A 12,723-nucleotide genomic window follows, 5' to 3' on the forward strand; every position below is an offset into this window, starting at 1 on the left:
GGAATGTCTGGATGTGAAGCAAATTTTGACGGACTCGTCGGGCCAACGCATCACTACGCGGGGCTGTCTTTCGGCAATGAAGCCTCGACTAAAAATCAGAACGCCGTCGCTAACCCCCGTCTGGCGGCGAAACAGGGCCTGCTGAAAATGAAAGCGCTGGCCGATCTGGGCTTTGCGCAGGGGATTTTGCCGCCACACGAACGGCCACATCTCAGCACGTTGCGTAAGATGGGATTCGGTGGCAGCGACCGCGAAGTGCTGGCAAAAGCGCAGGCGTATTCACCGCGTCTGTTGTCGTCGCTGAGTTCGGCGTCATCCATGTGGGTGGCGAATGCGGCGACGGTTTCCCCTTCGGCGGACAGCGGCGACGGGCGTGTGCATTTCACCGTCGCTAACCTGAATAATAAATTTCACCGGGCGATAGAAGCCGAAACCACGTCGGCCATTTTGCGCGCGACGTTCCACGCGGATCGCTATTTCGCGCATCACGACGCGCTGCCGCAGGTGGCCGCGTTAGGTGATGAAGGTGCCGCAAACCATAACCGGTTATGTGGCGCGTATGACAAACCTGGCGTGCAGGTTTTTGTGTATGGCCGCGACGGGCTGGTGACCGGCGAAAACGAACCGGTGCGTTATCCGGCGCGCCAGACGCGTCTGGCCAGTGACGCGGTGGCGCGTTTGCATCAGCTCGATGAAAAAAGAACGGTATTTATTCAGCAAAATCCGCAGGCCATCGACAGCGGCGTTTTCCATAACGATGTGATTTCGGTTAGCAACGGCAACGTGCTGTTCCATCATCAGCAGGCGTTTGTGAATACGGCCAGCGCGCTCAGTGAAATCCGCCGCAAAATGGCCGCACTGGAACTGGATTTCCAGCCGATTGAAGTGCCGCAGGCGAAAGTTTCTCTGGATGACGCCGTGGCAACGTACCTTTTCAACAGTCAGCTGCTGACCAAATCCGACGGAAAAATGTTGTTAGTGGTGCCGGAAGAGTCGCGCCAGCACAGCGGCGTCTGGGCCTATTTGTCCGAATTAATCGAAAGCGGTGGGCCAGTGAATCAGATTGAAGTGTTTGATTTACGTGAAAGTATGCGCAACGGTGGCGGCCCGGCCTGCCTGCGGTTGCGCGTGGCGCTGAACCGGAATGAGCTGAATGCGGTGAATGTTGCGTCGATCATGAGCGACAGCCAGTTTGTGCGCCTGAATACGTGGGTGGATACGCATTACCGTGACCGGATGCAGGCCAAAGATCTGGCGGATCCGCAACTGCTGACCGAAGTGCGCACTGCGCTGGATGAGCTGACCAACATTCTCGGGCTGGGTGCCATTTACCCGTTCCAGCGCTGATCCTCAAAGGAGTGAGTTATGTTTGATTTGTTAGCGGTGACGCTGGCGGGCGGGCCGGTCACTGAACCGGCCGGACAAACCGAAACGCTGGACTGGCAGTGGCGTGGTGAGGGCATTCTCGAACTGTCGCCGCGTGTGCCTTGTGACACCGCCGTCGTGATTTCGACGGGGATTCATGGCAATGAAACGGCGCCGATAGAACTGCTGAATCAGCTGACCGGTGAACTGCTTTCCGGCGCAAGAGCGCTGCGGGTACGGTTGCTGGTGTTGCTGGGCAATCCGCCGTCCATGCGACTCAATAAGCGGTTTGCTGACGCCGATATGAACCGCATGTTTGGCGGACGTCACGCACGTTATACCCCGAATGATGAAACGCGACGCGCGCAGGAACTCGAGCAGGCGATGGCGCTGTTTTACCGCAGCGCCACGGCGGCGGGTGCCGCACAGCGTTTTCATTATGATTTGCACACCGCCATTCGCGGCTCCCTGCATGTCCGCTTCGGGCTTTTGCCGTTGCAGACCAGACCAAAAAGCGAGGCGATGCTGGCATGGCTCAGCGCGTGCGGGCTGGACGCGCTGGTGCATCACCGTTCGCCGGGCGGCACATTTACCCATTTCAGCAGTGAAGTATTTCAGGCCGACAGCTGCACGTTAGAGCTGGGTAAAGCGCTGCCGTTTGGCAGCAACGATCACTCACAGTTCACGGGGATTCGCCGCGGGCTGGAAACCCTAGTCAGCGGCGAGCCTCTGCCTGCACGTGAAACCTCCGAGCCTATGCTGCATTTCCGCGTGGTGCAGGATGTGATCCGCTCGCAGGAAGATTTCCATCTGTTTGTTCCCGCCGATGCGCTGAACTTCACGCCTTTTAAAAAAGGCGCAGTGATCGCGAAAGAAACCGGCAAAACGTATCGGGTGGAAGAAGAGGAGGAAGTGGTGCTTTTCCCGAACCCGAACGTCGCGCTGGGGCTGAGAGCAGGTCTGATGCTGGCGAAGATGTAGATTTTTGCGAGATGCATCCCTGAATTGTTCATACAGTATTGCAAGCCGGTTTTATTCTGCGTATTTTGTGCTCAGGAAATTCAGCAGGGTGTTGAATTTATTACATGTTTTCATAACATGAAAACGTAATGACCACAGTTGCCGGAGGATGTCATGGAAGCAATGCTTGATGAATATGACTGGTTCTAAAGGATATTGACCTCACAGAGGCGGGTAAACCCCGCCTTTTTCATGGATGAGAATCATGGAATTAGATGCTTTAAGACTATAAAAGAAAAAGGTCCTGATTTTCATCAGAACCTTTTTCTTTTATATGGCGGTGAGGGAGGGGTTCGAACCCTCGATACGATTACTCGTATACACACTTTCCAGGCGTGCTCCTTCAGCCACTCAGACACCTCACCGGATTTGTTACACCGCAAGCGCTGCAACGGGGCGCTACTATAGGGAGACAGCCCCGAAGGGTCAAGCAGAATTTCGGGGTTTTGTGTCAGACGCTCACAGAGCATTCAGGACGACGATTTAGTAAACGGAGAGTGGGTAAAAGCCGGTGGCCGCCATCGGCATGACCAATTCCGGACGGATGAACGGAGCTGCGGCTCAGGCGCTGGCTTTAAAGGGGATAGGGATACGTAAAGGGTGAACGGTTATTGAAAATTATAATGGGGCAAAATGCCCGATGCAGCGCACCGGGCATTGTGAAGGCAAACAAATATTAACGTAAGCCAGAAAACGCAGAGGGTCAGGCTTTAAGGATTACGTCAGCCATTGGCGGAATGTATCCGTAATCATATTCATCGACCACAAAAGTGCGATCACCCTTAATCTTGATTTTGACCGTAGGTGCTTCCGTGCCGCCGATGCGGTAATCCATACCGGTGGTAGTTTTGTCTGCAGGGACGCTATCAATGAATGACGTCACTAATCCATTGGGCATGACGTAGTGCGAGTAGGTCTGGAAGGGCTGAGATGGCGGATTCCCCAGCACTAATGCTGAACCGTTGAGCGGAACATAAGGTCCAAAAATCTCGTCGCTGACAAAGCCATAGACCCCATCCGGCCCTGTTAAACCATCACCATAAGTAAATTTATGGCTGATTGTGAACAGATAATATTTACCGTCCTGGAACACAAAATGCGGGCGCTCAGTCTGGTCGTTCACGCCAACCGCGGTCACCAGCGGCGGGAGCAATGTCCAGCTATCCCCATTGTCGTCATCGGCTTCTGCAATACCTACGCAGCCTGTCTGATAACGTGAATTACCCACATTTTCATAACCCGGCGGAACATCACCGATCTCGTCAGGGCCGACAATATGTGTACCCCGCGCACCGGCCACATTTCCTTCAAACAACATATATAATTTGCCGCTTTTTGGATCGCGGAAGGGGAACGGGTCGCGAAAACCCCAGTACGGGTTTTGTGCTTCTGTCTGGTAAAGATTGCCGTCAGCCTCAAACAGTGCCTTCACGTTCGTAAAATCGCTAAGACTGACACCTTTATTAGAGGTCGTGATGCGGCCACGGACTTTGACAATCGTAGCGCCCGGCGTGACCGCTGTGTAATACAGATCAATCTCACCCTGATTATTTAACAAAATAGGGGAGCCAGCCCACTCCCGGGTCGTAGGAGAAACACCTTCTTTCATTACACGGCCGCCAAATTTCCAATTCTTCCCTGTTTTGGAATACCAGAAACACATTTTTGCCCGGCCATGACGATTATTCCAATCCAGAGCAATATCGTAGTTACCATTGGCATCAATATAGTCAGGATTTTCAGGCTCACGATCAGCTGTCAGTGTGAAAATAACGGACCAGCCATTAACTGAGAGTACTTTTCCGTCAATATCACGCAGTGGCATGGTATCCCAGATGAACACCGTGTCACTCATTACCGGGAAATCAGCACTGACCAGCGGTTGCGTTGTGGTCGGGTCATTTTCGTTCACTTTCAGGGCGTCTGCACGTGTCCAGATGCTTGAATTTTTCGCCGGTTGTTCCTGCAAATCGTTGTCATAAATCTTACTCATAAACCACCTCATCATTTTTAAAGTAAAAAATAAAATCCAATTTATTAACTCACCATTTTGTCCGTCTGATTTATAAATTCAGGACCGTCTGGCAGGATTAATATTGAAGAATAAAAATAATCTGATAAAGCAGATCGAGTTGTGTGAGGGACGGCAGGGCGCAGAGTGAATTAAACGGAATAAATATAAAGGGGTATTATTTTCTTAAAAAATTATCCGGGTACATGCAGGGGAGCAGTCAGTTTGTAAGAGTTTGAAATATAAAAAACCATAATGAAGTCCTTATTTCGAGTTGCAGAAGCGCCAATACTTTAGGAAAATTAATGAATTCTCTTTTATCAACATGAAATCTTCCTGGTTCAGTGGTGAAATTTTTTAGTTATAAAACCTGCTTTTTCTCGCCTGAAACAATAATATTGTGGAAAAAACTTGTTCGCTACGCATACAGGAAAGTGTATCTTCGTAAAAACAAGCAAATATTCCTGATAACAACGCCAGTTTCTACCTGACAGGCTTCCTTGTTACTTGTTTGTGGAAAAGATACACTCTTTCGTGTGATTTAATTACAGTGGCTACCTTGTTATGGACTTCATAGAGTTAACGTTTATTAACACGCTCGTGGGTATATGTATAACCTATACTTGTATCTCCATTCCATTGATAAACTACAGCTCTGCCCTGAGCGAACACGTATCATTGAAAATATTGCTAGGAATAGTCCTGGGTTTGGCTAGCATTTATTTATTCAATATCGGGGAGCAACATAATACAAGTATTTACAGTGTTGTTATATCCCCAATCACTTTTGGCCTTATTGTCTTCGGGTATCCGACATTCTTTGCAAGCCTGATTGTCAGTGCTGTTTTTTTATTTGGCATATCGACATTCTATGATGCGTTTTCACTTGTTTATTTTGTGATGTTACTCCTCTTTAATGTCAGGGGACGGATGCGGATCCGTTACGTAATATACTCATACTGTATTGCGCAAGCCTTTAATTTGCTCACACACATCAGCGCACTGAATGAAAATGGCTACTGGGCTCTTGCCATAATTAAAACCATTCTGAGTTTGCTGTATATCTCGCTGGTCTATGTTTTTTTAAATAACTTAATTAATTTATCTAAAAGAGAGTTGTTTTTCAAAAAAGCTTCAAAAACGGATCCCCTCACAGGGATCAACAACCGAAGAAGTATTGATGCCTATATTGAATCACTGAATGAATCTTATTGTGAGAAATTTTGTGTGCTCATGCTGGATATTGATAACTTTAAATATCTGAATGATACCTTCGGGCATCCTTTTGGCGATAAAGTGATTAAAAGAATTGCTTATCTTGTGAAGGAAAATGTCAGGGACAATGATTTCGTCGGCAGATACGGCGGGGAAGAGTTCATTGTTTTTATAAACGCTGATTTAGCGAATGCAGCCAGGATAGCAGAGGACATCAGGCTTGTTATTCAGGACAGCAACATAAAGTTAGACAGCCATGAAGTACATGTCACCGTTTCCATAGGCCTGGCTGAGCACATTGAAACACAATCAGTGCTTGAAACCATAGCAGCCGCGGATAACGCGCTATATACAGCCAAAACAAGCGGGAAAAATAAGACCATGACACTCAGTGAATCCGCCGCCTGACATTGTTGCTGTTACGTCGCGGCAGATGACTCATTTATCGATATCGTTCACAGGATAGATTAACGTATTTATAAATGAGTTTGACCTTTCCCGGGCATCAGTATTTCGATATCTTCCAGGGGAACGGAAGGGAACAGAAAACCTTGTGCACAGGAGACGCCGCTATATCGCAGATTTCTTAGCTGGGTTCCGGTTTCAACACCTTCAACAATGATTGAGCTGCAATACTGGCTGATATTATCGATAATGGTTGGCCACATGACGGAATCACCATTTTCCCAAAAGAATTTTTTATCTATTTTGACTGATTCAAATTGAGTGTTTTTCAGCGTATTGATATTGCTGAAATCAGTACCGTAGTCGTCTAGCCATAGTTTATATTTGCCGGACAGCGTGTCTACCAGTATATTGCCTTCTAATTTATCTATTTTGGGGAACCGTTCAGATATTTCCAGTCTTATAAAATCATTACTGTCCAGGATTTCTTTTATATGATGATCTTCTAATATCATAATTGCCATGCTTTGGTCGATATTGAGGGAGCAAAGCAATTTATTTCGTTTAAAAAACGGGGATCGCGCGTTAATTTCAGTGAGCTGTGCTAGCAATAACTGGTGTTTAGATTTTGTATCCAGGGAACTGATAAATTTTTGAGGTTCGATTTTTCCGCCGCTGTATCCACCTTCGAAGCCCGTTAATAATTCGACTGCATGTAGTAAACCTCCGACACTATAGATAGGCTCACATCTGAATTTGCATGAGACTTGAAAATTTAAACGCAACATCATCTCCTCCTTAAAAGTCCGCCATTTCGCAGAGGTGATCATTGATCACTTTCGCGAATTAATAAACACATATCGATCGATCTTTCCTATGATAAAACCTATTGATTAATATCTATTGATCGATGAAACAAATCTAATTGACTGATTTTAAGCGTTATATCTTTTTAAAAAACGGATAAAAACATTAGCAATCATAATATTTTCGAGGGCTGTCCGTTATGGATATTCCCGCGGACACCGCAGGCAAGGGTTTTCTATTAGGGATCTGTTCACAATACGATGTGGGCAGCATGCGGTAGTTGACGCCGACATTTACTGGGAAACTTTATAATGTGGCGATAGGATGTGATGTGACGCCAATGTTGTCACCTTTGTCAGGCTAACGAAGGTATGACCACAGGCAAGGGAATAGAAAAGACTCATTACAACGGAGTATTGCTATGTTGACTGATCTCAGCAGCGATGAAAGTAAAAAGCGCGCAGCGATAAACCTGCTCAAGAGCCATGATGAGGTCCGGGATGAGGCGTTAAAAAAATATACACTTCTGGCCTGCCAGCTACTCGATATGCCGATGTGCTTTGTTTCCGTTCTGGATGATGAAAAACAGTACATCAAATCCGCCCAGAATATGACGGTGACAGAAACGAGCCTCGGCGAAGCATTTTGCACAAATACGCTGGAACACGGCGAAACGTATATTTGCCCGGATACTCAACGGCATCCTGATTTCAAAACTTACGACGCCGTTACTGAGGCGCCTTTTGTTCGCTTTTATGCCGGTTGCCCGCTCAAAACGCAGGATGGGGTAGCCGTAGGGACATTGTGCCTTTTAGATACTCAACCGCGCACTCTGTCCGGCGAGCAGATTAATATTTTCGAACAACTGGCCGGGTTAGTGTCGGGCTTTCTGGCGTCCTGGCATAACGTCGGATATATCGACATTGTGACGCTGTTGCCGAACCGGCAGCGGATGCTTAAAGATATCGCTGTGTCAAAAGAGAGCACGTTCAAACTCGTCATCATTGACTGTATCGACATGCCGTTTGCGTACGAAATGGCGCGGTCACTGGGCATGACCGCCGTGGAAAATTTATTGCGCGACATGGCGGTGCAGCTTCAGGCCCGGCTGCAACTGACCGAACAACTTTACGCCGTGGCGGTGGGGCGGTTTGCCTATTTCACCCACGATAAAGAGAATTCGGCCCTCGAAAATGTCGCCCGCTGTCTGCGGGGAATACAGGCCAAAATCAACCCTGAGGTTCCGCTGGATTTGGATATTCATATCGGCGATTCAGGCTGCTGTGATAACGCCATGACGCCGGGTGAAATCCTGCGTCGCGCGGTGAGTGCATTGCATGAAGCAATAAGTCACGGGCACCGGTATATGACCTACGATGAGGTGCTCGATAACCGTAAGAAGAATGATTTCAGCCTGCTCACGGGGCTGAGAGAGGCGCTCCATGAAGACCGGGGATTGTATCTGGTCTATCAGCCGAAAGTTTCGCTGCTGACCGGTCAGATTACGGGCGTCGAAGCGCTGCTGCGCTGGAAGCATGCTACGCACGGTGAGGTTTTACCGGGGTTATTTATCCCGCTGGTGGAACGGACCAGCCTGATGCGGGAGCTCACGGGGTGGGTGATTGATCATGCCATCGCCCAGTTAGGCCTGTGGCGCGATCAGGGAATTTCTCTGCCTGTTTCAATTAATCTGGCCGCCAGCGATTTTTCGCGGCCCGATTTTGCTGATGAACTCGACCAAAAAATGCGAAATGCCGGGCTGACAACCGCTTTGCTGGGTGTTGAATGTCTGGAAACGGAGAAAATGCTGGAAAGCCCGGCGGCTCTCAACGGGCTTGAGATGCTGAAGTTACGCGGATTTAAAATTTCACTGGATGATTTTGGTTCGGGCTACAGCAATATCAATTATCTGCGTCAGATCCCCATGGACATCATTAAACTCGACCGTTCGATAGTCAGTAAAATTGCCAGCGATAAAGCCAGCCGAATCATTGTGCGCAACGTTGTCAGGTTGCTTAAGCAACTTGATTATGTGGTGCTGGCCGAAGGTGTGGAAGATGACCAAACGGTCGACATCCTGCGTGGGTTGGGGTGTGACGAGGTACAGGGTTATGTTTACGCCAGGCCGATGAGGGCCGGTGATTTGGAAGTCTGGTATCACGACAGAAATAAAAGTCAGATTTAATACCAAAGCAAAACGCCCGCTTAAGTTTCCTTAAGCGGGCGTCTCTAATTTGGCTCCTCTGACTGGACTCGAACCAGTGACATACGGATTAACAGTCCGCCGTTCTACCGACTGAACTACAGAGGAATCGTTGGAACGGGGCGAATAATAGCGACTGGCTGTGGGCATGTCAAAGGGTTAACGCAAAAACTTGTCTGAGTGCTCTCTTAATATTCAACTTGTTGACTCTTAAGACAAAGTGATTAAATCCTCTCCCATTTTTACTTCTTTTCTCATCATCCCGTAAACCCTTTGCACTAAAAACAACCACAAGTTGCCTGATTGTTGTGCAGTGGTTGCGTGTAAGCAGCGTTTTACAAATTCCTAAGCACGTTCTTTGCCACTTTTTGTTCATTAAATCGTCACAAACCCCGATCTGCTGCACAAATTTCACACATTTGTGGGAACTGGCACACCCCGTGCATTGTTATTTTACTAACAACGGCTAGTTTTTTGACAATGAAGCAACAAAAGCAGCAACAGGGGATTAACCGATGCAGCCAGCGCAGGATGTGATTGAACAAATCGAAGCGTCATTCTCCGCGCAAACGCCGACGGGGAAGCGCATTGCCGGATATCTGCTGGCGAATCTGGCGCAAATTCCGTTCGAAACCGCCGACAGCATTGCGCGCAGCGCGGCGACCAGCGGCATTTCTGTCGGGCGTTACCTGCGCAGCCTGGGCTACCGCAACCTGGATGATTTCAAGCAAACGCTGCGCCAGCAAAGCGGAACTGCGTATCAGCCGTGGGTCGTCACTGACCGTCTGGGCGCTTACCGCAAACGCAGCAAACAGCCGCAACAGGAAAAATTAGAGCAATCGCTGACGCTCGAACTTGAAGCCATTAATCACGTTTATCAGCTGGCACAGACCGACAGTTTTGCGCAGGTCAGCCGCCGTCTGGCAGAGGCCGACGCGGTGTTTATTCTCGGCATTCAGTCGGTGCGCGGCATCGCCAATAATTTTTCGAGCTATCTCGAATATCTTCGTCCGAAAGTCTATTTCGCCGACGGGCTTTCCGGCACTTACGTGGAATCGCTCAATTCGGAATTCGCGCAGCCTTATCTGGTGGTGACCGATACCCGCGCTTACTCAAAAATGGCGCAAACCTATTGTGAAGCGGCCTGCGAACGTGGCCTGAACGTGGCGCTGATCACCGACATTTACTGTCCGTGGGCGCGCGATTATCCGGTTGATTTATTGCAGGTGAAAACGGATACCGGCCAGTTCTGGGATTCGATGGCGCCGCTCAGCTGCCTCTTCAACCTGCTGTGTTCTTCGGTGCTGGAACTGCGCGGGAACGATGTGGAACAGCGGCTGGCGAACAACCGGATTTTGCAGAAACAGCTCGGACAATTTGAATCGTAATTTTCTAAAACCAGCGGACAGAGTTTATTGATGAACACAAAAATACCCGACGTTGCCCTGATTGATCTGGCGCAAAGCCTGCCAGACGCGGTGATCGACCTGAAATATGCCACCGCCGATAACCTGACCGGTCAGCCGATTTACCGTGAATCGCGCTGCCTGCTGCACCCCGACGCGGCCGCTGCGCTGGTGCGCTGCAATGCGGTCGCGAAGCTGGCGGGATTCCGGCTGAAAATCTACGACGCCTACCGGCCGCAGGCGGCGCAGGCCTGTTTATGGGCGGCATTCCCGAATCCGGATTACGTCGTGGATATCAAACTCGGTTCGCACCACAGCCGGGGCGTGGCGGTTGATCTGACGTTGCTTGATGAACAGGGCGATGTGCTGGATATGGGCGCGGGATTTGATGAAATGACCGAAGTTTCGCACCCGTTTTACCCGGATTTACCGCCGGTGATCCAGCGAAACCGTTTACTGCTCAACGCCGTGATGGCGGCGGGCGGTTTTAAAGGCATCACCAGCGAGTGGTGGCACTTCGAATTACCGGATGCCAAAACGTATCCGTTGTTGGACGAGCGGTTCGGCTGCTATCCGCCGGTTAACGCCGCGTAATCATTGCAAGTCTCTTATCACTTTTCATAAAGCCAGGAGTTCTCCGATGAGCAACACAGCAATCAGCACGTTCCGTAAAACCCATAAAACACGGATCGCCGGTGCCATTTTTCTCGCCCTGTCAGGTTTGAGTTTTGCCGCGCAGGCCGCCGTTCCGAAAGACATGCTGGTGATCGGCAAAGCCGCTGACCCGCAAACGCTGGATCCCGCGGTGACAATCGATAACAACGACTGGACGGTGACGTATCCGGCGTACCAGCGTCTGGTGCAGTACAAAACCGAAAACGGCAAAGGCTCCACGCAGGTAGAAGGGGACTTAGCGGCAAGCTGGACGGCGTCGCCGGATCAGCTGGTCTGGACATTTAAACTCAAGCCGGGCGCGAAATTTGACGACGGCACCGACGTCAATGCCGATGCGGTGAAATGGTCGTTTGAACGCCTGATGAAAATTGCGCAGGGGCCGTCGGAAGCCTTTCCAAAAGACATGGCGGTGACGGTGGTGGATCCGCTGACCGTGACGTTCACGCTGAAAACGCCGTTCGCGCCATTCCTGTATACGCTGGCCAATGACGGTGCGGGCATTGTGAATCCGGCGATTGCCAAAGCCAATCCGGCTGATGAGGGCAAGGCCTGGCTGGCCGGTCATACCGCCGGTTCCGGCCCGTATAAACTTGATCGCTGGCAGAAAGGCCAGCAACTGGTGCTGGTGCCGAACCCGCACTACAACGGCGCAAAACCGGCTTTTAAACGTGTCACGGTCAAGATTATTGGTGAGAGCGCCACGCGCCGTCTGCAACTGTCGCGCGGCGATCTGGATATTGCCGATTCACTGCCGATGGATCAGCTGGCGGCGCTGAAGAAAGAAGACAAAGTAGCGGTTGAGGAATTCCCGTCGCTGCGCGTGACGTATCTGTATCTCAACAACGCCAAAACGCCGCTTAATCAGGTGGATTTGCGCCGCGCGATTTCGTCTGCGGTGGATTATCAGGGCATGGTGAAGGGCATTCTCGGCGGTAACGCCAAACAAATGCGCGGGCCGATCCCGGATGGCATGTGGGGTTTTGACCCGACGGCCAAACAATACACCCTGGATCTGACACAGGCGAAAGCCGATCTGGAAAAAGTGAAAGACAAGCCGCAGACGCTGGATTTCCTCTATTCCGATAACGATCCGAACTGGGAATCCATCGCGCTTGCCGTGCAGGCCAGCCTCGGTCAGGCCGGGATCAACGTGAAGTTGGAAAAACTGGCGAACGCCACCATGCGCGACCGTATCGGGCAGGGCGATTACGACATTTCGATCGGTAACTGGAGCCCGGATTTCGCCGATCCGTACATGTTCATGAACTACTGGTTCGAGTCCGACAAAAAAGGGCTGCCGGGCAACCGTTCGTTCTATTCCAATCCTGACGTCGATGCGCTGCTGAAAAAAGCGGTGTCGGTAACGGATCAGAAACAGCGGACGGATTACTACCAGCAGGCGCAGAAAATTGTCATCGACGAAGCGGCGTATGTCTATCTGTTCCAGAAAAACTATCAGGTCGCGATGAACAAAGACGTCAAAGGTTTCGTTTTCAACCCGATGCTTGAGCAGGTCTTTAATGTTGCCCAAATGAGCAAGAAGTAATTATCCGCAGGATTTCCGCTTTAAACCCAAAATAGTTCGGGTTGCGGAAAGGCGGCAAGTGAAGGGATCC

At 50.0% G+C, this 12,723-nt stretch carries 9 protein-coding genes and 2 tRNA genes; 7 read left to right on the plus strand and 4 right to left on the minus strand.

Translation table 11 applies throughout. The features are described 5' to 3' along the window. Window positions 1–3 precede the first annotated feature (3 nt). Together astB and astE are read left to right on the plus strand one after the other, a co-directional pair. Window positions 4–1,347, plus strand: a complete 1,344-nt coding sequence (gene astB / locus IV433_RS02155) for an N-succinylarginine dihydrolase (RefSeq protein ID WP_195812619.1) — start codon at window positions 4–6, stop codon at window positions 1,345–1,347. 18 nt (window positions 1,348–1,365) lie between these two features. After that, window positions 1,366–2,346 (plus strand): succinylglutamate desuccinylase, encoded by a 981-nt coding sequence (astE, locus tag IV433_RS02160; RefSeq protein WP_195812618.1) that lies wholly within the window; start codon window positions 1,366–1,368, stop codon window positions 2,344–2,346. A gap of 314 nt (window positions 2,347–2,660) precedes the next feature. Here the strand turns inward: astE and IV433_RS02165 are convergent. Then, window positions 2,661–2,750 (minus strand) — tRNA-Ser (locus tag IV433_RS02165). Between the two features lie 338 nt (window positions 2,751–3,088). Next, window positions 3,089–4,378 (minus strand): glycoside hydrolase family 68 protein, encoded by a 1,290-nt coding sequence (locus IV433_RS02170; protein ID WP_195812617.1) that lies wholly within the window; start codon window positions 4,376–4,378, stop codon window positions 3,089–3,091. A 726-nt stretch (window positions 4,379–5,104) separates the two neighbouring features. On the opposite strand from IV433_RS02170, the gene IV433_RS02175 reads away from it, so the two are divergent. Further along, complete coding sequence (locus tag IV433_RS02175) at window positions 5,105–6,019, plus strand: GGDEF domain-containing protein (protein ID WP_195812616.1); 915 nt, start codon at window positions 5,105–5,107, stop codon at window positions 6,017–6,019. Between the two features lie 68 nt (window positions 6,020–6,087). Here the strand turns inward: IV433_RS02175 and IV433_RS02180 are convergent, their stop codons facing one another. Then, on the minus strand, window positions 6,088–6,846 hold the full coding sequence (locus IV433_RS02180; RefSeq protein WP_195812615.1) for an EAL domain-containing protein: 759 nt from the start codon (window positions 6,844–6,846) through the stop codon (window positions 6,088–6,090). A gap of 398 nt (window positions 6,847–7,244) precedes the next feature. Here IV433_RS02180 and IV433_RS02185 point away from each other — a divergent pair, with 398 nt between their 5' ends. Then, complete coding sequence (locus IV433_RS02185; protein WP_195812614.1) at window positions 7,245–9,008, plus strand: sensor domain-containing diguanylate cyclase; 1,764 nt, start codon at window positions 7,245–7,247, stop codon at window positions 9,006–9,008. A gap of 50 nt (window positions 9,009–9,058) precedes the next feature. On the opposite strand, the gene IV433_RS02190 is transcribed toward IV433_RS02185, so the two are convergent. After that, window positions 9,059–9,134 (minus strand) — tRNA-Asn (locus IV433_RS02190). 407 nt (window positions 9,135–9,541) lie between these two features. On the opposite strand from IV433_RS02190, the gene IV433_RS02195 reads away from it, so the two are divergent. The 3 genes from IV433_RS02195 to IV433_RS02205 are packed head-to-tail and all read left to right on the plus strand — an operon-like array spanning window position 9,542 to window position 12,653. Beyond that, on the plus strand, window positions 9,542–10,414 hold the full coding sequence (locus IV433_RS02195; protein ID WP_195812613.1) for a MurR/RpiR family transcriptional regulator: 873 nt from the start codon (window positions 9,542–9,544) through the stop codon (window positions 10,412–10,414). 30 nt (window positions 10,415–10,444) lie between these two features. After that, window positions 10,445–11,026 (plus strand): D-alanyl-D-alanine dipeptidase, encoded by a 582-nt coding sequence (gene ddpX / locus IV433_RS02200; protein ID WP_101076948.1) that lies wholly within the window; start codon window positions 10,445–10,447, stop codon window positions 11,024–11,026. A 46-nt stretch (window positions 11,027–11,072) separates the two neighbouring features. Beyond that, window positions 11,073–12,653 (plus strand): ABC transporter substrate-binding protein, encoded by a 1,581-nt coding sequence (locus IV433_RS02205; RefSeq protein WP_195812612.1) that lies wholly within the window; start codon window positions 11,073–11,075, stop codon window positions 12,651–12,653. The last annotated feature ends 70 nt before the right edge of the window (window positions 12,654–12,723 follow it).

The organism is Rahnella laticis (genome assembly GCF_015644585.1).
Taxonomy (GTDB): Bacteria; Pseudomonadota; Gammaproteobacteria; order Enterobacterales; family Enterobacteriaceae; genus Rahnella; species Rahnella laticis.